The 24,414-nt window shown below is 61.7% G+C and carries 31 protein-coding genes; 10 read left to right on the forward strand and 21 right to left on the reverse strand.

All coding sequences use genetic code 11. The features are described from left to right. Window positions 1-34: 34 nt before the first annotated feature. Genes QM694_RS07335 through QM694_RS07345 form a run of 3 tightly spaced genes read left to right on the forward strand, consistent with a single transcriptional unit; the run spans window position 35 to window position 1,880 of the window. On the forward strand, window positions 35-490 hold the full coding sequence (locus QM694_RS07335; RefSeq protein WP_415006291.1) for a tRNA (cytidine(34)-2'-O)-methyltransferase: 456 nt from the start codon (window positions 35-37) through the stop codon (window positions 488-490). Further along, complete coding sequence (gene hemF, locus QM694_RS07340; RefSeq protein ID WP_415006292.1) at window positions 487-1,320, forward strand: oxygen-dependent coproporphyrinogen oxidase; 834 nt, start codon at window positions 487-489, stop codon at window positions 1,318-1,320. The genes QM694_RS07335 and hemF overlap by 4 nt, the downstream gene beginning before the upstream one ends. A gap of 14 nt (window positions 1,321-1,334) precedes the next feature. Continuing rightward, window positions 1,335-1,880: an adenine phosphoribosyltransferase gene (locus QM694_RS07345; protein WP_415006293.1), complete on the forward strand. Its 546-nt coding sequence runs from the start codon at window positions 1,335-1,337 to the stop codon at window positions 1,878-1,880. Between the two features lie 43 nt (window positions 1,881-1,923). Here the strand turns inward: QM694_RS07345 and QM694_RS07350 are convergent, their stop codons facing one another. From QM694_RS07350 to QM694_RS07380, 7 genes are all read right to left on the reverse strand, one after another. Then, window positions 1,924-2,628, reverse strand: a complete 705-nt coding sequence (locus QM694_RS07350; RefSeq protein ID WP_415006294.1) for a class I SAM-dependent methyltransferase — start codon at window positions 2,626-2,628, stop codon at window positions 1,924-1,926. Next, the gene (locus QM694_RS07355) at window positions 2,625-3,098 is read right to left on the reverse strand and encodes a MaoC family dehydratase (protein ID WP_415006295.1); all 474 of its coding nucleotides are present in this window, start codon (window positions 3,096-3,098) and stop codon (window positions 2,625-2,627) included. The genes QM694_RS07350 and QM694_RS07355 overlap by 4 nt, the downstream gene beginning before the upstream one ends. After that, complete coding sequence (locus QM694_RS07360) at window positions 3,095-3,547, reverse strand: MaoC family dehydratase (protein ID WP_415006296.1); 453 nt, start codon at window positions 3,545-3,547, stop codon at window positions 3,095-3,097. Before QM694_RS07360 ends, QM694_RS07355 begins: the two co-directional genes overlap by 4 nt. Next, on the reverse strand, window positions 3,547-4,644 hold the full coding sequence (gene ychF / locus QM694_RS07365) for a redox-regulated ATPase YchF (protein ID WP_415006297.1): 1,098 nt from the start codon (window positions 4,642-4,644) through the stop codon (window positions 3,547-3,549). Before ychF ends, QM694_RS07360 begins: the two co-directional genes overlap by 1 nt. After that, window positions 4,644-5,246, reverse strand: a complete 603-nt coding sequence (gene pth, locus QM694_RS07370; RefSeq protein ID WP_415006298.1) for an aminoacyl-tRNA hydrolase — start codon at window positions 5,244-5,246, stop codon at window positions 4,644-4,646. The genes ychF and pth overlap by 1 nt, the downstream gene beginning before the upstream one ends. A gap of 33 nt (window positions 5,247-5,279) precedes the next feature. Further along, entirely contained in the window at window positions 5,280-6,023 is a 744-nt protein-coding gene (locus tag QM694_RS07375; protein ID WP_415006299.1) for a 50S ribosomal protein L25/general stress protein Ctc, read from the reverse strand. Window positions 6,024-6,246: 223 nt separating this feature from the next. After that, the gene (locus QM694_RS07380; RefSeq protein WP_415006300.1) at window positions 6,247-6,696 is read right to left on the reverse strand and encodes a YidB family protein; all 450 of its coding nucleotides are present in this window, start codon (window positions 6,694-6,696) and stop codon (window positions 6,247-6,249) included. Window positions 6,697-6,843: 147 nt separating this feature from the next. Between QM694_RS07380 and QM694_RS07385 the strand changes: the two genes are divergently transcribed. Next, the gene (locus QM694_RS07385) at window positions 6,844-7,098 is read left to right on the forward strand and encodes a GlsB/YeaQ/YmgE family stress response membrane protein (protein ID WP_415006301.1); all 255 of its coding nucleotides are present in this window, start codon (window positions 6,844-6,846) and stop codon (window positions 7,096-7,098) included. A gap of 267 nt (window positions 7,099-7,365) precedes the next feature. Here the strand turns inward: QM694_RS07385 and QM694_RS07390 are convergent, their stop codons facing one another. The 8 genes from QM694_RS07390 to lgt form a co-directional block, all read right to left on the reverse strand. Beyond that, complete coding sequence (locus QM694_RS07390) at window positions 7,366-8,127, reverse strand: ABC transporter permease (protein ID WP_415006302.1); 762 nt, start codon at window positions 8,125-8,127, stop codon at window positions 7,366-7,368. Continuing rightward, entirely contained in the window at window positions 8,124-9,044 is a 921-nt protein-coding gene (locus QM694_RS07395) for an ABC transporter ATP-binding protein (RefSeq protein ID WP_415006303.1), read from the reverse strand. The genes QM694_RS07390 and QM694_RS07395 overlap by 4 nt, the downstream gene beginning before the upstream one ends. A 52-nt stretch (window positions 9,045-9,096) precedes the next feature. After that, entirely contained in the window at window positions 9,097-10,029 is a 933-nt protein-coding gene (locus QM694_RS07400) for a ribose-phosphate pyrophosphokinase (protein ID WP_415008586.1), read from the reverse strand. Window positions 10,030-10,130: 101 nt separating this feature from the next. Then, entirely contained in the window at window positions 10,131-11,162 is a 1,032-nt protein-coding gene (locus QM694_RS07405; protein ID WP_415006304.1) for a hypothetical protein, read from the reverse strand. 3 nt (window positions 11,163-11,165) lie between these two features. After that, window positions 11,166-12,317 (reverse strand): M24 family metallopeptidase, encoded by a 1,152-nt coding sequence (locus tag QM694_RS07410; protein WP_415006305.1) that lies wholly within the window; start codon window positions 12,315-12,317, stop codon window positions 11,166-11,168. Window positions 12,318-12,320: 3 nt separating this feature from the next. Then, a complete protein-coding gene (gene pgeF, locus QM694_RS07415) occupies window positions 12,321-13,091 on the reverse strand; it encodes a peptidoglycan editing factor PgeF (RefSeq protein ID WP_415006306.1) in 771 nt (256 codons plus the stop codon). Then, window positions 13,091-14,140, reverse strand: a complete 1,050-nt coding sequence (locus QM694_RS07420) for a class I SAM-dependent methyltransferase (RefSeq protein WP_415006307.1) — start codon at window positions 14,138-14,140, stop codon at window positions 13,091-13,093. Before QM694_RS07420 ends, pgeF begins: the two co-directional genes overlap by 1 nt. Next, on the reverse strand, window positions 14,127-14,945 hold the full coding sequence (gene lgt, locus QM694_RS07425; RefSeq protein WP_415006308.1) for a prolipoprotein diacylglyceryl transferase: 819 nt from the start codon (window positions 14,943-14,945) through the stop codon (window positions 14,127-14,129). The genes QM694_RS07420 and lgt overlap by 14 nt, the downstream gene beginning before the upstream one ends. Window positions 14,946-15,046: 101 nt before the next feature. On the opposite strand from lgt, the gene QM694_RS07430 reads away from it, so the two are divergent. The 4 genes from QM694_RS07430 to QM694_RS07445 all read left to right on the forward strand — a co-directional run bounded on the left by QM694_RS07430 (window position 15,047) and on the right by QM694_RS07445 (window position 17,098). Beyond that, complete coding sequence (locus QM694_RS07430; RefSeq protein WP_415006309.1) at window positions 15,047-15,325, forward strand: accessory factor UbiK family protein; 279 nt, start codon at window positions 15,047-15,049, stop codon at window positions 15,323-15,325. Between the two features lie 112 nt (window positions 15,326-15,437). Further along, complete coding sequence (locus QM694_RS07435) at window positions 15,438-15,938, forward strand: YbjN domain-containing protein (protein ID WP_415006310.1); 501 nt, start codon at window positions 15,438-15,440, stop codon at window positions 15,936-15,938. Further along, window positions 15,935-16,756 carry a pyrroline-5-carboxylate reductase gene (gene proC / locus QM694_RS07440; RefSeq protein ID WP_415006311.1) on the forward strand — a complete coding sequence of 274 codons (822 nt, stop codon included), beginning with the start codon at window positions 15,935-15,937 and terminating at the stop codon, window positions 16,754-16,756. Before QM694_RS07435 ends, proC begins: the two co-directional genes overlap by 4 nt. Before the next feature lie 6 nt (window positions 16,757-16,762). Beyond that, on the forward strand, window positions 16,763-17,098 hold the full coding sequence (locus tag QM694_RS07445) for a tRNA-binding protein (RefSeq protein ID WP_415006312.1): 336 nt from the start codon (window positions 16,763-16,765) through the stop codon (window positions 17,096-17,098). Here the strand turns inward: QM694_RS07445 and QM694_RS07450 are convergent. Next, entirely contained in the window at window positions 17,095-17,322 is a 228-nt protein-coding gene (locus QM694_RS07450; RefSeq protein ID WP_415006313.1) for a hypothetical protein, read from the reverse strand. The two genes, QM694_RS07445 and QM694_RS07450, sit on opposite strands and share 4 nt — an antisense overlap. 12 nt (window positions 17,323-17,334) lie before the next feature. Next, the gene (gene aceA, locus QM694_RS07455; RefSeq protein ID WP_415006314.1) at window positions 17,335-18,612 is read right to left on the reverse strand and encodes an isocitrate lyase; all 1,278 of its coding nucleotides are present in this window, start codon (window positions 18,610-18,612) and stop codon (window positions 17,335-17,337) included. 125 nt (window positions 18,613-18,737) lie between these two features. Between aceA and QM694_RS07460 the strand changes: the two genes are divergently transcribed. Beyond that, complete coding sequence (locus QM694_RS07460; protein ID WP_415006315.1) at window positions 18,738-20,066, forward strand: helix-turn-helix domain-containing protein; 1,329 nt, start codon at window positions 18,738-18,740, stop codon at window positions 20,064-20,066. Between the two features lie 2 nt (window positions 20,067-20,068). Here the strand turns inward: QM694_RS07460 and QM694_RS07465 are convergent, their stop codons facing one another. From QM694_RS07465 to QM694_RS07475, 3 genes are read right to left on the reverse strand one after another with little or no spacing between them, the layout of a single operon-like run. After that, the gene (locus QM694_RS07465; RefSeq protein ID WP_415006316.1) at window positions 20,069-21,412 is read right to left on the reverse strand and encodes an ATP-binding protein; all 1,344 of its coding nucleotides are present in this window, start codon (window positions 21,410-21,412) and stop codon (window positions 20,069-20,071) included. A 9-nt stretch (window positions 21,413-21,421) separates the two neighbouring features. Beyond that, window positions 21,422-22,102: a response regulator gene (locus tag QM694_RS07470; protein ID WP_415006317.1), complete on the reverse strand. Its 681-nt coding sequence runs from the start codon at window positions 22,100-22,102 to the stop codon at window positions 21,422-21,424. Beyond that, a complete protein-coding gene (locus QM694_RS07475; RefSeq protein WP_415006318.1) occupies window positions 22,095-22,613 on the reverse strand; it encodes a MarR family winged helix-turn-helix transcriptional regulator in 519 nt (172 codons plus the stop codon). The genes QM694_RS07470 and QM694_RS07475 overlap by 8 nt, the downstream gene beginning before the upstream one ends. A 152-nt stretch (window positions 22,614-22,765) precedes the next feature. Between QM694_RS07475 and QM694_RS07480 the strand changes: the two genes are divergently transcribed. After that, complete coding sequence (locus QM694_RS07480) at window positions 22,766-23,656, forward strand: branched-chain amino acid aminotransferase (RefSeq protein WP_415006319.1); 891 nt, start codon at window positions 22,766-22,768, stop codon at window positions 23,654-23,656. On the opposite strand, the gene QM694_RS07485 is transcribed toward QM694_RS07480, so the two are convergent. Next, window positions 23,653-24,411, reverse strand: a complete 759-nt coding sequence (locus QM694_RS07485; protein WP_415006320.1) for a pseudouridine synthase — start codon at window positions 24,409-24,411, stop codon at window positions 23,653-23,655. The genes QM694_RS07480 and QM694_RS07485 overlap by 4 nt on opposite strands. Between the last annotated feature and the right edge of the window lie 3 nt (window positions 24,412-24,414).

Genomic DNA, 24,414 nt, shown 5'->3' on the forward strand with positions numbered 1-24,414 from the left:
GCTGCTTCATCCCTTGGCCTAAGCCTCTGCAAACATGATTGAAATTGCCCTCTTCCAGCCGGACATCGCGCCCAATGCGGCAACCGTCATGCGCATGTGCGCCTGTTTCGGGCTGAAGGTCAGGGTGATCGAACCGGCGGGCTTCACCTGGAATGATTCTATGCTTCGGCGGGCCGGAATGGACTATCTGGCGCAGGCCGAGGTGATCCGCGATGCCTCGTGGGAGGCTTTCCGCACCGCCACGGCAGGCCGCAGGCTGGTGCTGATGAGCACCAGGGCCGCCCTGCCCTTTACCGATTTCGCATTCGCCCCTGACGACATCATCCTCATGGGCCGGGAAAGTGCCGGGGTGCCGGATCATGTGCATGATGCTGCGGATGCCCGCCTGCTGATCCCCATGCGCAAAGGCCTGCGCTCGCTCAATGTCGCCATGGCTTGCGCGATGGTGACGGGTGAGGCATTGCGGCAGCTCAGGATGTTTCCACAATGACCGATCTCGACTCCCGCAAGGCCCGCGCCAGCCAATGGTTTGAAACCCTGCGCGACCGGATTTGCGCCGAACTGGAAGCGATCGAAGGCGGCGCCCGCTTCGAGCGCAAGGCGTGGGAGCGCCCGCAAGGGGGCGGCGGCGTCATGTCCATGCTGCACGGCAAGGTGTTCGAGAAGGCGGGCGTTCATTGTTCCACCGTGCATGGCGAATTCACGCCGGAGTTTCGCAAGCAGATTCCGGGGGCGGAGGATGATCCGCGCTTCTGGGCTTCAGGCATCTCGCTCATCATTCATCCGCTGAACCCGCATGTGCCGGCCGTGCACATGAACACCCGCTTCATTGTCACGTCGAAATGGTGGTTCGGCGGCGGCGCGGATTTAACACCAGTGCTGGATCGCAGGCGCATCCAGCAGCATCCCGACACGCAAGACTTTCACGCTGCGATGCAAGCGGCCTGTGATGCCCATGCCGTTGCCGACTACCGGAAATTCAAAGCCTGGTGCGACGAGTATTTTTTCCTGCCGCATCGAAACGAGCCGCGCGGCATCGGCGGCATTTTCTATGACCACCACAATTCGGGCGACTGGGAGGCCGATTTCGCCTTCACTCAGGATGTGGGCCGAGCTTTCCTGAAGACTTATCCCGCCCTCGTCCGCCGCAACATGGATGAACCGTGGACGGAGGCAGACCGCGAAGAGCAACTGGTGCGTCGCGGGCGTTACGTAGAATACAATCTTCTCTATGATCGCGGCACTTTGTTCGGCCTGAAAACCGGGGGCAACGTGGAGTCCATCCTCTCCTCCATGCCGCCACTGGTGAAATGGCCCTGACAGCAGGACAGGCAATGGACCTTCGCAACGGCTTTGACATCAAGCGCTATATCCGCACCATTCCGGATTATCCCAAGCCCGGCATCCTGTTCCGCGATATCACCACGCTCTTGGCTGATCTGCATGGCTTCCGCGCCACCGTGGATGAACTGGCGTGGCCTTTCCTCAAAGGCCGCATTGATTACGTGGCGGGGATAGAAGCGCGGGGATTCATTCTGGGTGGAGCGGTGGCACACACACTGGGCCGCGGCTTCATTCCCATCCGCAAGAAAGGCAAGCTGCCCCACAAGGTGATCGGCCAGGACTATGCGCTGGAATATGGCGTGGACACCATCGAGATGCATGCCGATGCCATCAAGCCGCGCGATCGCATCCTGCTGATTGATGACCTGATCGCCACAGGCGGTACGGCAGGCGCTGCCATCGATCTCATCCGCAAGTCAGGCGGCGAGGTCGTCTCCGCCGCCTTCGTCATCGACCTCCCCGACCTGGGCGGCGCGCAAAAGCTCAAGGACAAGGGTGTGAAGGTCCACACGCTGGTGAGCTTCGAGGGGCATTGATTTTGCTTCCCTCGTTCGAACAGGTCAGGAAGAAGCTTGCTCTTCATGGTTTGTCCGCAATAAGCAGAAAACGGCCCTTGTGTGGCGAGGAGATTGTGCGGATGGTTCTGAAGAGCCCCTCCCGGTTCCCTAAAATGCGTTTCAGCGCACCGCGAGTGAAATAATACTTGAGCTTGGCGGGCACCTTCTTGCGCGCCGGTGTCCGCGCCACGAAAATCACCGGAAAAATCGAGAGAAGAAATGCATAGAGCGGCACCACGTCGAGCCGCCGAAGGTAGTCGAGGAGACTCAACCCCGCAGCCTCGATCACCAGCCGCTCGCGCGCGGCCTTCCTCATCGTCTCAAGCTGCAACAGGGGATCGTCAAGATGATGAAGAAGATTGAGGCAGAGAACATAGTCGAACGCCTCATCGACATGCCGCGCGTTGAGATCACGCACCTCGAACTCGACGGACACTCCCATGGCGTCGGCGAGCAGACGAGCCCGTCGGATAATGTCGGGGCTGTTATCAAGCCCGACAACACGCACAGCCCCACGCTTCACCGCCTCGAAACAGAGCGCTCCATGATTGCAGCCAAGATCGAGAACCGACTTTCCCGTGAGGTCGGCCGGAAAAATCAAGCCGGCCGAAGAAGCGCGCTCCTTGCCCGGCGTGATGAGCCCATGCGGCAATTCTATGCGCTGATAGGAATAGGTTTCGCGCGCCAGCAGTGCTTCAATTTCACTCTTGGACCAAGGTTGTTTCATTGCGCCGGACGCCGCGCCGTCAGCACTTTGCCGTCAAAGCTGAAAACCAGTTCGCCCTGCTGATTGAAGCCTTCGTTCCGCGAGAATACGAGGCCCCATTCTGGGCGTGACGCCAGTTCGCGCTTGCCCGTCACTGTTGAGCGATAGTGGATGGTGTCGCCGGGAAACACCGGCTTCAGCCATTTGAGATTGGTGAAGCCGGGCGATGGGCCGGAAGGGGCTGGATTGTCACGCGCCGCCGCTTCGCGCTGGTTGGTGGCGACATAGCATTTCATCCATGCCGCCGCCGTGTGCCAACCGCTGGCCGCCAGCTTGCCAAATGGACCTTTTGCCGCCGCCTCATCATCGACATGAAACGGCTGCGGATCGAACTTGCGCGCATAGTCGAGCACAGTCTCGCGCGTGAAGGTGAAACTGCCGAGTTCCACCACATGGCCGTCTTCAATCTCGTCCAGCCACAGCCCGATCACGGCGCCCGCACCCGCATGAAGAGAACGCCGGTTTCCTCGACTTTCAATTCGCCCGCCTCGTTCCGCAAATCCCAGCGGCATTCGAGAATGCCCATTTCCGGGCGCTTCGATGATATGCGCGCGCCGAGAACCGTCATCGCGCCGCGCAGGGTTTCACCCACATAGACAGGCTTGAGCCATTTGACCTCGGACAGCCCGTTCGAGCCCATGCCGGCGGACCGGTTGAGGAAGCCGTCGCACATCATCCGCATCAGCATGGCGCAATTGTGCCAGCCTGAGGCGCTCAAACCGCCAAGCACGGACGAATTCGCAGCATCCTCATCGAGATGAAACGGCTGCGGATCGAATTCCCGCGCGAAGGCAATCACCTCTTCGCGGGTGACGGGATAAGGCCCCAGTTCAAAAATGCGGCCAACCGGAAAATCCTCAAAATGGAGGAGACCGGACATCAATTGGCAAAGCGGAAGTGCATGACGTCGCCATCCTGCACCACATACTCCTTGCCTTCCAGACGGAACTTGCCCGCCTCACGGGCGCCTGCTTCGCCCTTGCCCGCAACATAATCGTCATAGGCAATGGTTTCGGCGCGGATGAAGCCCTTTTCAAAATCCGTATGGATCACGCCTGCAGCCGCAGGCCCCCGGGTGCCTTTGGTGATGGTCCAGGCGCGGGCTTCCTTAGGCCCAACGGTGAAATAGGTGACGAGATGCAGAAGATCATATCCCGCGCGGATCACCCGGTTGAGGCCCGGCTCCGAAAGCCCCACGGCTTCCAGATAATCCTTCTGGTCGGCCTCGGGCAGAACGGCGATCTCGCTCTCGATCTTGGCCGAGACGACGCAGGCCACCGCATCCTCTTCCCTGGCGCGCGCGAAAACCCGCGCCGAAAAATCATTGCCCTTGTCAGCGGCGCTTTCTTCCACATTACACACGTAAAGCACGGGCTTGGACGAGAGAAGGCCAAGGCCGCGGAAGGCCTTTTCCTCTTCCGCCGTGCGTTCGACGAGGCGGGCAGGCTTTCCTTCGCGCAGCAGGACAAGCGCGCGGCCCATCAGGTCAACGAGTTCCTTGGCTTCCTTGTCGCCAGTCTTGGCTTTTTTCTCGAGTCCGACGATGCGCTTTTCCAGTGAGTCGAGATCGGCCAGCATCAATTCCGTCTCGATGGTTTCGATGTCGGCGATGGGATCGATCTTGCCTTCGACATGGGTAATGTCGCCATCCTCGAAGCAGCGCACCACATGGGCAATGGCATCCACCTCGCGGATATTGGCGAGGAACTGGTTGCCCAGCCCTTCGCCCTTCGATGCGCCGCGCACCAGCCCAGCGATGTCCACGAAGGTCAAGCGCGTGGGGATAATCTGCTGCGAGCCAGCAATGCCGGCCAGCACCGCAAGGCGCGGATCAGGCACGCCTACGTCGCCCACATTGGGCTCAATGGTGCAGAAGGGATAATTCGCCGCCTGCGCCGCCGCCGTCTGCGTGAGCGCGTTGAAGAGCGTGGACTTGCCGACATTCGGAAGCCCGACGATGCCACATTTGAAACCCATCAGTTTTCTGCCTTCTTCGCCGGTTTTTCCGGCGGGGGATTGAGTGCGAGGTGCACCTTGTTCTGGAATGATCCGTCTTCGCCCCGGATCATCAGCGGGATATGCTCGGCCACGGCGTCGATCAGCGGGTCGAGCCACGCCTTCTCGGCGTTGGCGAAATCGCTCAGCACATGAGGATGCACCAGCGCCCTGTCACCGGGATGGCCGATCCCCAGACGCACACGCTGGAAATGCGGCCCGGCATGGGCGATGATCGAGCGGATGCCATTATGGCCCGCTGCTCCGCCCCCGAGCCTGACCCGCACCTTGGCAGGCTCCAGATCGAGTTCGTCATAGAGCACGATTACGTCAGCCGGATCGATGCCGAAGAAACGCATTGCCTCGCCGACGGAGCGCCCACTTTCGTTCATGTAGATCATGGGCTTCAGCGCCAACACCTTTTCGCCGCCAAGCGTGACTTCGGCGGTTTCGCCCTGAAAGCGCTTGCGCCACGGCGAAAAGCCATGGCGGCGGACAATCTCGTCCACCGCCATGAAACCGATGTTGTGCCGGTTGCCCGCATATTTGGGGCCCGGATTGCCAAGCCCCACGAGAAGTTTCATGCCGCCCTCCAAAGGCCGGGAGGGGAAGCCCGGTTACTTCTTCTTGGGTGCAGGAGCCGCGGCAGCGGGCGCGGCACCCTTGGCCGGGGCAGCGCCCTTGGCAGCGGGAGCAGCCTTGCCGCCCGCAGCGGGAGCGGCAGCACCAGCCGCCGGAGCCTTCTGCGCCGTAGCCGGAACTTCAGCCGAGACAGCAGCTTCCGCCGGAGCCTCTTCCTTGGCCTGCGCGGTGATGGCGCACAATGTCACGTCATCACGGCTGACCGGCACCACGCCCTTCGGCAGCTCGATACTGGACAGGTGGACGGACTGGCCGATCTGCATGCCCGCGAGGTCAACCACGATCTCGTCGGGGATGAAATCGGCGGAGCAGTAGAGCGCCACGTCGTGCGAGACAATATTGAGCGCGCCACCGGCTTTGATGCCGGGCGAGGCTTCCTGGTTCTTGAAATGAACCGGCACGTCCACCGCCACGCGGGCATCCTTGCCGAGGCGCAGGAAATCGACATGCACGATGAAATCGCGCACCGGCTCGAACTGCACGTCACGCGGAATGGCGCGGATGGTCTGGCCCTCGACCTCAAGGTCGATCAGGGTCGACATGAAGCGGCCGGTCTGCAAATGGGGAAGCACGTCGCCATATTTGAGCGACACGAGCTGCGGGTCTTTCTTGTCGCCATAAACGACGCCGGGAATGAGGCCTTCACGGCGGACTGCGCGAGAGGCCCCCTTGCCTGCCCGGGCGCGCGACGCGGCCTTGAGCTGAACGATCTTGGACATGATAGTCTCCTGTTAGTGTGAGCCTGCCCGGCCTTCCTCCAGGGGTGAACGATGCCGGAACGGGCGGGCGGCTCTTAGGAGATTTGGGGTGAAAAGGCAAGCAAAGCCGAAGCCGCGCCAGAATAATCTTCTGACTTCAATATTTTAGAGTTTGTTCCGGATTCAAATTGCCAAGTCCGGATTGGAAAAGCGGAGCGCCGGACGGATCCGGCGCTCCGGTATTCTAGCTGGCGAATTTTCCGCCCGGCGTCATGGTGTCGACGGCCTGCGGCAGGATCTGCGACAGGCGCTTCAGCAGCTCATCGCGGGTCAGGCCCGTCTGCTTGACGAGCGCGTCGATGATGTCGGGGCCGAGTGCCGAAGCGGTCTGGTCGGGGGTGACATCCGCATTGGCGCCGGTGCCGACCCAGCTGTCGGCGGCGCTGCCGTGGCCGGCGTTGCGGAACTTGTCCACCACATCCGAAATGCCGCCTTTAACGTCCGGGGCCTGGCCGCCGAACATGTCGGTGACGCTTTTCACAGCACTTCCCAGAAGGCCGCCTTCAGAACCGCCCGGCTGGGCGCCGCCTGTCGCGCCCTTGAGGAGTTCTCCGATCTTGTCGCGATTCTGATAGCCCGCAATGGCCAGAAGGCCGAGAAGAGCTGCGAGAGACGGCATGGTGTTCTTGCTCATGAGGATACCTCCGGTTTCGGGGCACCTAACATAGTGCGCCCCATGCCGTTGTGGAATATGCGGCAAGATGAAATGTTCCCGATTGTTGAACATGCCTCTCCCGGCTATCATCCCGCCTTGAGGGACCATTCAAAGGGAGGAAACCTCATGGGCATTATCTGGACCATCATCATCGGGTTCGTGGCGGGTCTGATCGCCAAGTTCCTGATGCCCGGCAAGAATGAGCCGCAGGGCTTCATCCTGACGACCATTCTCGGCATCGTCGGCGCTTTCGTGGCAACCTATCTGGGCCAGGCCATCGGCTGGTATCAGGCGGGACAGGGTGCCGGCTTCATCGGCGCCATCGTCGGCGCGGTGATCCTGCTCTTCGTCTGGGGCATCATTTCCAAGAACCGCGCCTAACCCCTCACCGGGAAAGGCAGATCTCGAAACCGCCCGCCGCCTTCAACGGCGGGCGGTTGCGTTTTGTCCAGAAATCGCTCCCCTGCCCCACTCGTTTTTTGCAACGAGATGTTTCACGTGGAACATATTCCTAGGCGTCGAAAAACGCAGCATTTACGATGCTTTTCGCGTAATTTTGCCCGCTGCAACGTGCAAAATCATAGCATTTTACATACTGTAAAGTTGCTGCCGGGATGCCAGGCAAATTGACTCTGTCAATTTGGCAGATCAGCTCTTGAGCCGGTAGCCCGTCTTGAACATCCAGCCGATCACCGCGAGGCAGAGCAGCAGGAACACGAAGGTCATGCCGAGGCTGACCCCGACATTCACGTCCGCCACCTCGTTGAAGCTCCAGCGGAAGCCCGAGATCAGGTAGACGACCGGGTTGAACAGCGAGATGGTGTGCCAGACCGGCGGCAGCACCTTGATCGAATAGAAGCTGCCGCCCAGAAAGGTCAGCGGCGTGATGACCAGGAGCGGTATGAGCTGCAGCTTCTCGAAACTGTCGGCCCACATGCCGATGATAAAGCCGAACAGGCTGAAAGTGATGGCGGTGAGCAGCAGGAACAGCACCATCCAGAACGGGTGGGCAATCGACAGCGGCACAAAGAAGGCCGAGGTGGCAAGGATCACCAGCCCGATAATGACCGATTTGGTTGATGCGGCCCCCACGAAGCCGATCACCATTTCAACCGCCGAAATCGGGGCGGCCAGATATTCATAGATCGTGCCGGTGAAGCGCGGGAAATAGATGGCGATCGACGCATTGGAGATCGACTGGGTGAGCAGCGACAGCATGATGAGCCCCGGCACGATGAACGCGCCATAGCTCACGCCTTCGATGTTCTGGATACGTGAGCCGATGGCCGCGCCGAACACCACGAAATAGAGAACCGTCGAGATGACCGGGGAAATGAGGCTCTGGAACAGCGTGCGGAAAAACCGCTTCATCTCGAAAATATAGATGGCGAGAACGGATTGCGGGTTCATGCGTGCACCAGGCCGATGAAAATGTCTTCCAGCGATTTCTGCTCGGTTGAAAGATCGGTGAAGGCGATCTTCTTCGCCGCCAGATCGTAAAGCAGTTGCGGCACAACACCCTTCTCGCCCGTAGCGCCATAGGCATAGGATAGCGACAGGCCATCCTGGGCGAGCGAAAGGCCGGGGCGTGCCAGGGTTTTCGGAATAGTCTTCATGGGTTTGGCAAGCTGCAGCGTGAGGCTCTTCTGGCCGAGCTTCCGCATGAGGGACGCCTTTTCCTCCACCAGCACAAGCTGGCCCTTGTTGATGACGCCCACGCGGTCGGCCATCTCCTCGGCCTCGTCGATATAGTGCGTGGTGAGGATGATGGTGACGCCGGTGTCGCGCAGGTCGCGCACCACGTTCCACATTTCCTTGCGGAGTTCGACGTCAACGCCCGCCGTCGGCTCATCGAGGAAGAGAATGCGCGGCTCATGCGCCAGCGCCTTGGCGATCAGCACGCGCCGCTTCATGCCGCCCGACAGCGTGACGATCTTGTTGCGCGCTTTGTCCCACAGCATGAGGCGCTTGAGCAGCGTTTCGACATATTGAGGATTTGCCGGCTTGCCGTAGAGCTTGCGGCTGAAGCTCACCGTGTCCCACACGGTTTCAAAGATGCTGAGCGTCAATTCCTGCGGCACCAGCCCGATCAGCGCGCGGGCCTTGCGAAACTCCGTCACCGAGTCATGCCCGTCCACCAGAATGGCGCCGGAGCTTTTGGTGACGATGCCGCAGATGATGCTGATAAGCGTGGTCTTGCCGGCACCATTGGGGCCGAGCAACGCCAGGATTTCGCCCTGTTCGATCTCGAGGTTCACATTCTTGAGGGCGGTGAACCCGCCCTTGTAGGTCTTGGAGACGTTCTTGATGGAAATGATGGAGGCCATGGCGGGCCTCTATAGAGGAAAGCCTGAAGAACGGAAATGACGGCTGCGTGAGCTATTCGAACAGGCTGGAGACGCTTTCCTCGCGGCTGGTGCGGCCGATGGCTTCGCCCAGCAGCGCGGCGATGGGGATGACGCGGATGTTGCGGGCGATTTTCACCGCTTCCGTGGGCTGGATCGAATCGGTGATCACCAATTCTTTCAGCTTGGACGAGGTGATGCGCGACACGGCACCCCCTGAGAGAACGCCATGGGTGATATAGGCCGTCACGTCCCGCGCACCGGTTTCAAGAAGCGCCTCGGCGGCGTTCACAAGCGTGCCGCCCGAATCGACGATGTCGTCAATGAGGATGCAGGATTTGCCCTGAACATCGCCAATGATGTTCATGACCTCCGATTCGCCCGGCCTGTCGCGGCGCTTGTCGACGATGGCCAGCGGGGAACCGAGGCGCTTGGCCAGGGCGCGGGCGCGCACCACGCCGCCCACGTCCGGCGACACGACGACGGTGTTCGCCACATCGCCATGCTGCTTGATGTCCCGCACCATCACGGGGCCTGCGAAGAGATTGTCGGTGGGAATGTCGAAGAAGCCCTGGATCTGCCCGGCATGGAGATCGAGCGTCAGCACGCGGTCAGCGCCCGCTCGGGTGATGAGGTTGGCCACCAGCTTGGCGGAGATGGGCGTGCGGGGGCCAGGTTTCCTGTCCTGCCGGGCATAACCGAAGTAAGGGAGCACCGCCGTGACGCGCCGCGCCGAGGCGCGTTTCAGCGCGTCGATGATGATGAGCAGTTCCATCAGATGGTCGTTGGCGGGGAATGAGGTGGACTGGATCACGAACATGTCCTGCCCGCGCACGTTCTCCTGAATCTCGACGAAGATTTCCATGTCGTTGAAGCGCCGGACCACGGCCTTCGTCATCGGCATGTTGAGGTAGGAGCAGATCGCTTCCGCCAGCGGGCGATTGCTGTTGCCGCACACCATCTTCATCATTTCGATCCCCGGAAGCCCTGCTGCCCGGCGTCTATAACAACGCTTTCGTGACGGTGCAAAGTGAGTCTGAGGGGCGCGGCGGAATGGCCCAAATCGGGTTAGCGGTAGGCCTTGATGATATCGAAAATGCCTGAAGATGCGGCATCCGCCACCGCCGTGGCGGCAGGTCCCCAGCCCTGGTCCAGCGACCCGGCGGGCACGCTGTTGTCCTGCTTCACGTCGCCCAGCGATTTCCCCTGCGGCGTTTCCACCACCCAGTGGACGGCGACCTTCTGGTTGCCGCCCTGCGCCTTGGCGAGATCGACCTTGCCCCGCACCACCAGCGCATCGGCGCGCGGCTCCTCCACCACCGGCCAGCCCGCCGCCTTGAGGGTGCGCCGCATGGCTTCGGTGAGTTCGCCATTGCCTTTTCCGGGCGAACCTTCCACCGGCACCACGGCCACCACCTTGATGACCGCATGGCCGGGAATGATGTCGCTGGCCTTGGGCGGCGGCGGAACCTCAGGCTCCGGCACGGGAGGTTCGGCGGCGGCAATCTCAGACGGGATGCCCGCCGCCTCGATGGCATTGGGGCCATTCAGCGTTTCAAGATCGACTTCATAGTGAGTGCCTGGCTGCGCCGCCATGAACACATTGGCCGGCGGCATGATGAGCGAGGCCTGCCGGGTGGCAAAGCCCATGCGCCCCAGCGTTGCCGCCATGCGCTGCGTGGTATCGGAGGCAATCTGCTGAAGCGTATCCGGCGTGACGCCGCTCCAGTCCGCGCCGCTGGAGGGCGCGCTGCCGGTGATCGTGTCGACCAGCACGCCATCGGCATCGCGGAATTCAAAGCTGTAGGAAATGGCGCCCGAGGCCGACCTGAACGTGCCGCCCAGCGAATAGCTGCCCGCCAGCGCCTGGCCCTGCAGGATGCCGATATCATGCTGGCCGCCCGAAGCCGCCAGCGCCGCCGTGAAGGACTTGGCCTTGTCGGGTGGAATTCCGGTGAACACCTGCAGCACAACCGGCGGCGGCGTCTTGCCCTTGGGATTGGTATTGCCCGCATCGCCGATTTTCGCCGTGCTGGCGCAGCCCGCGAGAACCAGCAGGAGCAGGACGGAGAGCAGCGCTTTGAGGGGGGCGGGCAGCATGGCTTATCGCGTGATCATATCCAGCGAATGGGTTGAGACGGGCTCGGGCTTCTTGTCGCCGATGATATAGGTGCGGCCCAGGCAGAAGGCAGCGCCTGCATCCGAATTCATCAGGATCATGTGGCAGAAAAACACCATGCCCGGCCCGATGGGGTGCGGGTTGTTGGCATAGAACATGGGAGAATCCATCCAGCTGGGCGTGAACTTCGCCCCCAGCGAATAGCCGCAGGCATTGAGCCGGTGCTTCTGCATGCCGTGATCATCCATCACCCGCGCGTGGGCGGCGAACACATCGCCCGCCGTGTGGCCGGGGCGGAGCTGTTCCTCGACGGCGGCCAGCGCCTCCCGCGCCGCCCTGTCCATGGCGAGATGCTGCTTCGACGGCTTGCCGATGATCAGTGTACGCATGAAAGCGGCGTGATAGTGCCGGTAGACGCCCGCCCATTCGAGGGTGAGCTGGTCGCGCGCCTTTAGCACGCGGCGGCCTGACTTGTAGCGGCACAGCAACGCATCGCGGCCCGAGCCGATGATGAACTCGTTGGCCGGATAATCGCCGCCGCCCGCAAAAATGGCGCCCTGCTGGGCGGCAAGGATATCGCCCTCGTCAGCACCTGCCTTTGTCTTGCGGATGGCGGCCTTCAGCGCCGCATCGCCGAGTTCACCGGCTTTCCGCACATATTTGAGCTCGGCCTTCGACTTCACCACGCGGACGCGGTTCACAAGGTCATTGGCTTCCACCAGCGCGCAGAACCCGTCGAGCGCCGCATCAACCGCCTTGCCGTTGAAATGGGTGAGGCCATAGCTCTCGGTTTCGATGCCAAGGCGCTTTCCCCGGCAGCCGAGGCTTTCCAGCATGTCCTTCAACTGCGCGGCGGGCTTTGCACCCGCGGCATCGGTCCAGATGCGGATGTCTTCGATGATCGAGGTGTGCTGCGCCTGCCGGAGATCGGCGGAGCGGGTGAGCAGCGCCAGCTTGCCGTCGGCCCCCAGATAAAGGCACTGGAAGAAGCAGAAGCCGAAGGTGTCGTAGCCGGTGAGATAATACATGCTCTCCTGCTGGAACATCAGCAGGCCATCAAGGCCGCGCGCCGCCATCTCCGCCGTGACGCGGGCGATGCGCTGATCATATTCGGACCGCTTGAAGTGAAGCGCCATGCGTCATTCCTCTTTCAGTGCGATGGCCGAAATCTGGCGGCCATAATCGCTCTCGCCGCGATGCGTGGCGCGGCGGTAGCTGTAAAATCGTGCTTCATCCGCAAAGGTGCAGAGGCCGAGATTGATGACCGTGCCAACGCCTTCCCGATACAACCGGCTTTTGAGATAGGCGGGGAGATCGAACATCGCGTGGCCGGGCCTTGCGGATGGTGTGAAATAGCGCTGATTGCGTTCGTCCTGCGCGAGGAAATGGGCGGGAAACTCCGGCCCGACCTCGTAAGCCGCACCGGAAATCATCGGGCCGATGACAGCGACCGTATCGGCACGGCTTGCGCCCAGCCTTTCCATCGCTTCAAGGGTGGCATCGGTGACGCCGCCGAGCGCGCCCTTCCATCCCGCATGGGCGCAACCGACGACGCCCGCCTTGCTGTCGGCGAACAGCACCGGCCCGCAATCCGCCGTGAGGATACCGATGGCGAGGCCCTTTTCGCGCGTGACCATGGCATCGGCGCGCGGCCGCTCCGGACCTTGAGCCCAAGGCCCCGTCGCCACATGCACGTTGGGCGAATGAATTTGCCAGGCCGTGAGCAGATGATTTTCGCTGACGCCAAGTTTTCCGGCGGCGATGGTGCGGTTCTCGCGCACGGTCTCCTTGTCGTCGCCCGATCCCATGCCGCAGTTGAGCGACGCGAAAATGCCGCCCGAGCGCCCGCCTTCCCGCGTGAAGAAGCCGTGGGATATGCCGGGCAGAGACAGGGCATCAGACGTGATCATCACCCGCCAAACGGATAGGGCACATCAAGGCCGGGACTCACCACGGCCAGAACCTTGAACAGGTTACCCATCTGGTCCTCGTCCACAAGCCTCGATGCCCCACGTTTCAACAGGCTTTGCTGGGCAGGCAATGATTTTGCGCTCAACGCAGCCATGCGCTGCTCAAGCCCCATGGCGAGCAGGAAGTTTCTTTGCGTGAGCGGTGGAAAAACTTGCGCACCCTCTTGCGCGAAACTCTTTTCAAGCGATGAAAAATCAACATGCGAAGTGACATCGCATGCGCCGGGTGATTTGGTGACGGGCACAAACTTGTGCTTGCGCAGCGCCTGCAGCGTGTCGCCAGGGGCGGAGCGCAGATGCCCGTAATCAATGATGAGCGCCGCGCCGTGATTCGCCTTGAGTCTTTTCCCGATGAGCGCAGCAATCTCGGCACGCGCGGGTGACGCTTCGATGACATCGCCATCGTTTCCTTGAAAACGCGCATCGCTGGGCACGAGACCCAAGGACAGCGCATCGTTTTCAAAGCCGATGGTGCGCTCGAACCACTGACCCTCTCGGCGCTCGAATTGCCGAATGGGCAGAGCATCGAAGAATTCATTGGCGAGAAGAATCATCGGCGCTTGCGGCAACTCCTCGATCCGCGCATGCCAGTGCACGTCTCCGGCAAGGGTGTTGCGCTGGATGGCGGTGAGGCGCGGCGATGTTTCGACCAGATGAACGCGGGCCGCCTGCGTGAAAGCGGGCACCACGCGCGCCGCGCGCAGCACATCGGCCATCAGCGTGCCCCTGCCCGGCCCCAGTTCTGCGAGGACAAACTCATTGGGGCTTCCCATCGCCTGCCACGCGCCGATGCACCAGATGCCGATCAATTCGCCGAAGAATTGCGAGACTTCCGGCGCGGTGATGAAATCGCCATCCGCGCCGAACGGCTGTTGCGCCATGTAATAACCGTGCTGCGGATGGCCCAGGCACAGCTCCATGTAGCGGTCGAGCCGCATCGGGCCTTCCTGAACGATCAGTTCACGGATCAGCGTTTCAAGCGGCGTCACGGCTGGACCGCCACAAAAGCCAGATGCCGATGGCGCAGAGGGGCAGCGACAGGATCATACCCATGGTGAGGAGGCCCGCGAAATAGCCCAACTGCACATCGGGCTCCCGCGCCGTTTCAACGAGGATGCGCGACAGCCCATAGCCTAATGCGAAAATGCCCGACGCGCGGCCCGGATGCGCCAGCGCCTGAAAGCGGTGCGTGGCGATCCGCACGGCAAGAAACAGCACCAGACCTTCGAGTGCGGCTTCATAAAGCTGGCTGGGATGGCGCGGCACCTGCTGCGGATCATTCGGGAAAATCATCGCCCACGGCACATCGCTGGGCCGTCCGTAAAGTTCGCCATTGATGAAGTTCGCCAGCCGCCCCAGCCCGAGGCCAACGGGCACTGACGCAGCACCCAGATCCAGCATGCGGTCAAGCCCGGTGCCGATACTGCGCCCATACAGAAGGCACGCCACGACCACCCCCAGAAAGCCGCCGTGGAACGACATGCCGCCATCCCACATCTTAACGATATCAAGGGGATGCGAGAGATAGTGCAAGGGATTGTAGAACAGCACATAACCGATCCGCCCGCCCAGCACCACGCCCAATAGCGACCAGATGAAAAAGCTGTCCACCTGCTCCGGCGTCATCGAAGGCCTTGATCCGCCCCAGAGTGCCGGGTTGCTGACCAGCCGCTTCATGTACCACTGCGCGAAGAGCAGCCCGGCGATATAGGCCAGCGCATACCAGCGCACGGAAAATGGCCCCACCGAAAACAGGACGGGATCAATCTGCGGATAGGGAATGACGGCGAACATGCTGGGCGAGTGTCTACGCGCCTCGCGTTCAGGTGGCAAATGACCCTTGGCTTGAATGCGGCGGCGCGACGCAATATCTAGAAGCAAACGAGGGTTCGCACATGACCACCACCTCCACCCGCTTCTTTGACGAAGTGGCCAAGCTGATGACCAACGCCGCGGGTGCGGCACAGGGCCTCCGCCGCGAAATCGACACGCTGGTGCAAGCACAGGTCGAGCGGATCATGAACCGCCTCGACATCGTGAAGCGCGAGGAGTTCGAGGCCGTGAAGGCCATGGCGGCGAAAGCGCGCGAGGAAAACGACGCGCTGGCGGCGCGCATTTCCGCCCTCGAATTTAAGGCTGCGCCCGAATCATCATCGGACAGCCGCGCTGATTAAGCTGTGGGGGAATCACCTCCGCTTCCGCTACTGCACTTGTTGCGACTTAAAGCCTTGGGCATGGTCCTCTGCGGCTGATGTTTGATTCGTCAGCCAGCGGAGGAATTTTCGGATGGCTTTGGCGCAGGCATACGAGGCGGAACTGCCCAACCCCCTTGACCGGGTGGAACGGGTGGCCGAGAGCCTGCAATGGCATTTCGACCGCACCAATCCGCATGAAGTGACGATGCGCATCGAAGCGCCGTGGAGCGATCTCCACGTGGCGATGAACTGGCGCGACGATGTCGAGACCCTGCACGTCGCCTGCACCTTCGACGTGAAGGTGACGCAGGCCAAGCGCGGCGAAACCGCGAGGCTCGTCGGCCTCATCAACGAGCAGATGCTGAGCGGCCACTTCGACATGTGGGCGGTGGACGGCAGCCTGATGTTCCGCAACAGCCTGCTGTTGAGCGGCGGTGCCGAAGCCAATGACGCCCAGTGCGAAATGCTGATCCGTCTGGCGGTGGAGAACTGCCAGCGCTATTTTCCGGCCTTCCAGTTCGTTCTCTGGGCGGGCCGCTCGGCTGAGGATGCGCTGGAATCGAGTTTGTTTGAAACCATGGGCGAAGCATGACGATTTCACTGAAGGGCACATTGGTGCTCGTGGGTGCCGGCAAGATGGGCGGCGCCATGCTGGAAGGCTGGTTGAAGGGCGGTGCTGATCCGAAGAAGATTGCCGCCTTCGATCCGGGCCCGCCGGAGGAAGTGAAGGCGTTGCTGGACCGCCATGGCGTGCGCCTCAATCCGCCCGTCTCCTCGATTACTGACGCTGAGGTCGTGCTGGTGGCGGTGAAGCCGCAGGTGATGGAAGAGGTGCTGCCGGATGTCGTGCCGGTTGGGCGCTCAAAACCGCTGATCCTCTCGGTGGTGGCGGGAAAAACCATCGCCACCTTCCAGAAATTTTTCGGCGGTGATGCCGCCGTGATCCGCACCATTCCCAATACGCCCGCCGCCGTGGGACGTGGCATTACCGCCATGGCGGCCAATCCGAATGTGAAACCGGCGCAGCTTGAACTGGCCCGCGCCCTGCTCTCCTCGATCGGAGAGGTCGTCACCGTGGATGACGAGGCAATGATCGATGCCGTGACGGCCGTCTCGGGTTCGGGCCCCGCTTACGTGTTCTATCTCACCGAATGCCTGGCTTCGGCTGGCGAGAAAATGGGCTTGCCATCCGATCTCGCGATGCAACTGGCGCGCGCCACCGTGGCGGGCTCCGGTGAACTGATGCGCGTCTCGGGTCAGCCTGCCGCCACCTTGCGGCAGAATGTAACCTCGCCCAAGGGCACCACTTACGCGGCGCTTCAAATCCTGATGGCGGAAAACGGCATGCAGCCCTTGTTCGACAAGGCCATCGAAGCCGCCACCCTGCGCGCCCGCGAACTTGCAAAGTAGAGAACCATGACCATCAGCTATGATGATTTTCAGAAGGTCGACATCCGCGTCGGCACCATTGTGGGCGTCGATCCGTTTCCCGAAGCGCGCAAGCCCGCCTTCAAATTGAAGATCGATTTCGGCGGCTCGATCGGCGTCAAGAAATCATCCGCCCAGATCACCAAATATTATACGCCGGAGACGCTGATGGGACGGCAGGTGGCGGCAGTGGTGAATTTCCCGCCGCGCCAGATCGGCCCCTTCATGTCGGAAGTGCTGACGTTGGGTTTCCCCGACGAACAGGGCGACGTGGTGCTGGCCGCCATCGAGCGCAAGGTACCCAACGGCGGCCGGCTGTTTTAAGCGGTTTTCACGACCACCGGGATCATCAGATCGCCCCAGCCGCCATTGGCGTGATGACGCGCGCCCCTTTGCAATTCGACCGACAGCCCGCTTTCCACCGCGGCGATCATCGCCGTGTTGAGGCGGTGAAGATCATTCGCCAGGCGGCGGATGGCCTCGGCCTGCTTGTCGGTCATCGATGACGTCTGGGCTTCCGCCCGGTCTCTCACATGAGTTTGCAGCATGGTGGGTCCTCCCTATTCCGCGGCCTGGAATTGATGGTGTTCTGTTGAGTCGTTCATGGCCGTTGTTGACGACTTGCCCCCGGTGATGGTGGTGGAAACGAGATCGAAATAGCCCGTGCCCACTTCGCGCTGGTGGCGCGTGGCGGTGTAGCCATGGGCTTCCGATGCGAACTCCGCCTCCTGCAGCTTCGAATAGGCGGCCATCTGCGTGGCGGCATAGCCGCGCGCCAGTTCGAACATGCCGTGGTTGAGCTGATGGAAGCCCGCGAGCGTGATGAACTGGAACTTGTAACCCATCGCCCCCAGCTCCTTCTGGAAGCGCGCGATGGTCGTTTCGTCGAGCTTCTTTTTCCAGTTGAAGCTGGGCGAGCAGTTATAGGCGAGCATCTTGCCGGGATGCGCCTTGTGGACGGCCTCGGCGAACTTCCGCGCCTGCCCGAGATCGGGCGTGGATGTTTCCATCCAGATCAGGTCGCAATAGGGCGCATAGGCAATGGCGCGGGCGATGCAGGGCTCCATGCCGTTCCGCACATGATAGAAGCCTTCCGGCGTGCGCTCCTGCGAGAGAACAAAGGGCTTGTCGCGCTCGTCAATGTCGGAGGTGATGAGCTTTGCAGCTTCCGCATCGGTGCGCGCCACGATGAGGGTGGGAACTCCCATCACGTCCGCCGCCAGCCGCGCCGCAATGAGGTTGCGGATATGGGCCGAGGTAGGGATCAGCACCTTGCCGCCGAGGTGGCCGCATTTCTTTTCCGATGCCAGCTGATCCTCGAAGTGAACGCCGGCGACGCCCGCCTCGATATAGGCCTTCATGATCTCGAAGGCATTGAGTGGCCCACCAAAGCCCGCTTCCGCGTCCGCGACGATCGGGGCATACCAGTTCTGGACGGTCTTGCGGCCTTCGCAATGTTCAATCTGATCAGCACGTTGCAGCGTCTTGTTGATCTTCCGCGCAAGCTCCGGCCCGGAGTTGGCGGGATAGAGCGACTGGTCGGGATACATGGCGCCCGCCACATTGGCATCGGCCGCCACCTGCCAGCCGGAAAGATAGATCGCCTTGAGGCCGGCGCGCACCATCTGCATGGCCTGGTTGCCGGAGAGCGCGCCCAGGGCATTCACGAAGGGTTCGCCGTGCAGCATCTCCCACAGCCGCTTCGACCCCATTTCCGCCAGCGTATGGCGCTGGGTGACGGAGCCGCGCAGCTTTTCCACCTCGGCAGGCGTGTAGGGACGTTCGATGCCGTCAAAACGGCGGGGCGCGGAGGGAACGAGGCTTTCAAAGCTGGTCACGGCAATTCTCCAAGGTTGATGACAAATTCATACAACATTGGAGCGCGATTTCGCTGGTGCGAGGGCCGGATTTCCGGTAATTGTGTTATATCTTGTAAATATTCACCTACACGATTGTAAATCATGTGAACACAACCGCCAATGCCAAGATTTTCGCAGGGCCCCGGCTCCGCCGCCTGCGGATGAAGCTTGGGCTTACCCAGGCAGCCATGGCGCAAACCCTCGGGCTGTCAGCCAGCTATCTCAACCTCATGGAACGCGACCAGCGCCCGCTGACCGCCCAAGTGGTGTTGAAGCTGTCGGGCATGGAGGGCGTGGATGTCTCCGAACTGGCGGCAGGCGAAACCGCCCACGCGCTGCTGCCGCCCTTGCGCGAAATGCTGGCCGACCCCCTGCTGGCAGGCGAAGTGCCGCCGGGCGGGGAGTTGAGCGAGGCGGCGCAGGCAGCGCCCAATTTTGCCGCCGCCGCATTGAAACTTTACGGCGCCTATCGCGAAATGCAGAAGCGGCTTGCCCATGCCGCGCGGGGTTTCCCCGTCGCCTCCTCAGAACCCGGGGCTGCGGACTGGTTCCAGTCGCGCAACAATGACGATCTCGAAAATCTGGCTGAAGAGATCTGGAGCGAGTTATCGCCCAAGGACGATATCTTCGCAGGATTGAAGGCAAGGCTGCGCTCGGGCTTCGGCATCGATGTGCGCATCCTGCCGCGCGAGATCATGGACCATGACCGCTCGCGCTATGACCGCCATTCACAGAGGCTTTTTCTTTCCGAAGTTCTGGGCTTTGAAGACCGCATCCGGGAAACCGCGCATCTGCTGGCGCGGCTGGACGGAAAGCCGGTCATCGATGCGGCGCTTGCCGCGAGCTCCTTCGCCAACAGACCCGATGTTTTGCGCGGGGCCCGGGCCTGCCTTGTGGATCATCTCGCTCACGCAATCCTGGCACCGCGCGGAAAATTCACGGCGGCGGCGGACGATTCGAAACTCGATATCAATTTGCTCTCGAGCCGTTTTTCGTTGTCAGCCGCAAACATCATGCTGCGGATTGCATCTTTGAAAGACAGCACCTCGGCGATCGCCTTTTATCCGACGGGCGCCGTTGCGGTACGGACTGGCGTGCTGCCCTTCTATCTCACGAATGACGATTTTCCCTGTGGCCAGCTTCCGGTTTTTGATGAGGGCAGCGGGTTTCACGTTGCCGCGCTGAAGCCATCGGATGGAAAATCATTCGCGGCGATTGCCTTCAAAACGGCGAACGCTTCCGTTTGTCTTTTCCTCCCGCAAGGCGATTTCGAGGCAACGATTTATGCACAACGGCTGACACCCCGCCCGGTAGGTTCGGGGTGCCGGCTCTGCGAAGTGCGCCATTGCGCCCGGCGCACGGCCCCGTCCGCAACCCGCCCGGCTGGCCTCAATGACTATGTGCGCGGCGTCACCGATTTTGAGCCGGTGTGAACTCACACAGGCAGGATGATCTTCACGCGCAAGCCGCCCATCGGGCTGTCGCCCATCACGATGTCGCCGCCATGCGCGCGGGCAATGTCCATCGCAATGGCAAGGCCAAGGCCGGTGCCCGTTTCATCGAGATTGCGGGCATCATCCAGCCTGACGAAAGGCCGGAAGGCATCGGCGCGCTTGTCCGGCGGAATGCCGGGGCCGTCATCATCAACGATAATGGTAACCTGCTCAGGTTCGGACTCGGCACTCACCTTCACCTTGGCGGCATAACGCGCCGCATTGCCGATGACATTGGCGAGAAGCCGCGAAAAGGCATCAGGCTTGACGCGCGCACGAAGGTCCGGCGCAACATCCATCGTCACCTGCGCGCCGCTCCGCTCGGCGGCCCGCGCGGCCGAGCCGACCACATCAAACAGCGACACGGATTCTGGCGTTTCACCGCCATCTCCCCGCACGAAAGCGATATAGGCCTCGAGCATGCGCTGCATCTCCGCCACGTCTTCTTTCAGCGGCTGCACTTTCGGCCCATTGCCGAGGACAGCGAGCCCGAGCCGGAACCGCGTGAGCACGGTGCGAAGATCATGGCTGACGCCGGCCAGCATCACCGTTCTTTGCTCCACCTGCCGGGCGATGCGGTCACGCATGTCGAGAAACGCCTCGCCGGCCTGCCTCACTTCCGTGGCGCCGCGCGGGCGGAAATCTCCGGTGTCGCGGCCCGTGCCGAAACTCTTGGCCGCCTTGGCGAGATCCAGAATGGGGCTGATCTGCTTGCGCAGGAAAACACCCGCGATGCCCATGAGAATGAGTGAGGAAAACAGCATCCAGTAAAGCAGCGTGTCGGTTCCGGCCGCATAGGCGCGGTCATTGCTGGTCAGGAGGCGGAAGATCAGCCCGCGCTCGACTTCGACGCGGATGTCCACCGAGTCCGGCTGGCTGGTACTGTCGATCCAGAAGGGCCTGCCGGTGAAGCGGGTCAGATAGGTGGTCAGGCGGCGATCCACGGCGGAGAAGAGCGGCGGCTGCACCGGCGCCGGCAGCGCCGCGCCACGCTGGATTTCAAGGCCCAGGGACAATTGCCGGTTCGCAAGGTTTTCGATGCTCTGGAGATCGGCGTCCGTCTTGTCCGATTCCTCATAGATTTCGATGAGCGCCGCAATGTCGCGTGACAGCGAGCGCGCCAGAACCTTGGTGACGTTGTCCCAGTGCCGGTCGAGGATCAGACCCGTCATGATGGTCTGGATCAGTACGACCGGCGCCACCAGAATGATGAGCGCGCGCTGGAACAGGCCCGCCGGCAGATGCCGCTCGAGGAAACGGCTGAAGGTGAAATAAAGCGAATTCATCCTCGCACCTCAGTCGAGATGCAGCACATAGCCTGAGCCACGCACCGTCTGCAGGTAGATGGGATTGGACGGATCGATCTCGATCTTTTGCCGGAGCCGGTTGATTTGCACATCGACGCTCCGCGCACTGTCTTCCGAGCCGGGCTGCGCCAGCGCGGAGCGTGGGACGGGCACGCCGGCGCTTGCCGAAAGCGCGCGGAGAAAATCCTTCTCCCGCGAGGTGAGCCGGACGATATCGCCCTCGCGCTTCAATTCGCCCTTGCCGATGTTGAAACTGTAGGGGCCGAAGCGCGCTTCGCTTGCAACGGCCTGCGGCCGCGCAGAGCGCCGGAGCAGATTGCCGATGCGCAGCAAGAGCTCCTGCGGTTCAAACGGCTTGCTCAGATAATCGTCGCTGCCAGTTGCAAGGCCTGCAATCCTGTCGCCGGTTTCAGCCAGCGCCGAGAGCATCAGCACAGGAATATCATCGCTGCCCTGACGCAACGCGCGCGTGAGATCGAGGCCGCTTTCGCCGGGCATCATGATGTCGAGCACGATCAGATCGAAGGTGATGCCGCGGCGGCGCTCGCGCGCCTCCTGCGCCGAAGCTGCAACCGTGACGCGATAGCCATTGTCCGCAAGAAAGGACTGCAGCAACTGGCGGATGCGCCGATCGTCATCGACCACCAGGATATGCGGTTGCTCACTCACGGGATTCGCCAGAGCCTCCGATCTCGCTCGCCTTCTCGATCCAGTCGCGCACGCTTTCGCGGTTTTCCGGGCTGACGAGATGATACAGCATGGCGCGGTAATTATGTCCCGATCCCTTCGGACACTCGGCGATGGCCCGCCTGAAACGCAGAAGCTGCGGGGCCAGCAGCCGCTGCCGGAGGGCTTCGCCATGCTCTGTCAGATAGAGCAGTCTTTGCCGCCGGTCTGTCTCGCCTTCCTTCTGGAATACGAATCCCTGATCGATCAGATCCTTGAGAACCCGGCCCAGGCTCTGCTTGGTGATGCGCAGGGTGTCGAGCAGGCTGGCCACCGTCATGCCGGGATCGCGCCCAACGAAATGGATGACGCGGTGATGCGCCCGGCCAAATCCGATCTCCTCCAGAATCTCATCCGGATCGGACACAAAATCGCGATAGGCGAAGAATAACAACTCGATGAGCGCCAGAGTGTCAGTCTCGCCCAAATCTTGGGCAGAAATTATGTCAGCCATATTGACATATTTTTCCGATTTTGTTACGTTCAAACCCGCCAACACGACATGTTGTTGCGCAGACGCTGCAAACGCCTGTTCTCCAATGACATATAAGACGAAGCACGCGCGTGTTGCAAAAAACCTGACTTGACCCCGAAGGAGTTCTTCCCATGGCAGCCCTTATCCCGTTCGACCAGCGCGATGGCGTGATCTGGTTCGATGGCAAGATCGTCAACTGGAAGGATGCCAAGATTCACGTCCTCACGCACGGCCTCCATTATGGCTCCTGCGTGTTCGAGGGTGAGCGCGCCTATGATGGCGTGATCTTCAAGTCCCGCGAGCATTCCATCCGCCTTCACAAATCGGCGGAGATCATGGACTTCACAATCCCCTACTCTCTCGATGAGCTGGATGCCGCCAAGGCCAAGGTCGTGGAATTGAACGGCGGCGGTGACCAGTATGTGCGCCCGGTGGCGTGGCGCGGCTCGGAAATGATGGCGGTGGCGGCACAGCACAGCACCATTCACGTGGCGATTGCCACCTGGGGCTGGCCATCGATGTTCGATCCCGAAACCAAGATGAAGGGCATCAAGCTCGACATCGCCGATTACCGCCGCCCCGATCCCGTGTGCGCGCCGGTTCATGCCAAGGCCGCAGGCCTTTACATGATCTGCACCATCTCCAAGCACCGCGCGGAGAAGAAGGGCTATGCCGATGCCATGATGCTGGACTGGCAGGGCCGCGTGGCGGAATGCACGGGCGCCAACATCTTCTTCATCAAAGATGGCGTGCTGCATACGCCGATCGCCGATTGCTTCCTGAACGGCCTGACGCGCCAGTCGGTGCTGGAGATCGCGAAAAAGGAAGGCATTGAAGTGATCGAACGCCGGATCATGCCGGAGGAGCTGTCGAGCTTCAACGAATGCTTCATCGTTGGCAGCGCTGCGGAAGTGACGCCGGTGGCCGAGGTCGGCCCCTACCGCTTCACGCCCGGCAACATGTCGCGCGTGCTGATGGATGCCTATTCCAGCGCCGTGCGGCCCAAGAAGAAGGCGGCTTAAAGCTTCGCGCCCTTCTTTTTCAGAAACGCCATCAGCTCCCGCACTTTTGCGGGGGCCACTTCCTTCATGTCGCCGGTGTTGAGCCCGTCGAGCGTGAAGGGGCCATATTGCTCGCGGATGAGCCGGTTCACCCGGCCGCCAAAATGCTCCACCAGCTTGCGGATTTCGCGGTTCTTGCCTTCGGTGAGGCGCACACGGTACCAGGTGTTGGTGCGCCCGCCCTTTTCCAGTTCGCGCACGAATTCAGCGCCGCGGTAGTGAACGCCGTCCACCGTCGCCCCCTCGGCCAGAGCGGTGATGTTCTCATCCGACAGGCGGCCATAGAGACGGACGCGATAGACACGCGAGAGCGCCATGGCCGGGCTCATCATCGCCTGCGCCAGCGGGCCGTCGCTTGAAAGAACCAGCAATCCCTCGCTGTTCACGTCGAGCCGGCCCACCGTCATCAGGCGCGGCATGGTGGAGGGATAGCGCGGCGGCTTCAGCGCATCGAGATCGAAGACCGTAGGCCGCCCCTGCGGGTCGCGGTGAGTGACCAGGAAATCAACAGGCTTGTGCAGCAGGAACAGGCGCGGCAGCGGCCGCATGGCGGGCGCCACCGGCTTGCCATTGAGGGTGACGTTGTCGCCCTCCTCTACCGGCGTGGTGGCCTCTGCCTTCATGCCATTGACGCTGACCCGGCCTTCCGCCACCAGCCGCTCGGCCTCGCGGCGGCTGCCAACCCCGGCGCGCTGCAGGAACACATTGAGGCGCATGGC

It is taken from the genome of Aestuariivirga sp., assembly GCF_047602625.1.
Taxonomy (GTDB): domain Bacteria; phylum Pseudomonadota; class Alphaproteobacteria; order Rhizobiales; family Aestuariivirgaceae; genus Aestuariivirga.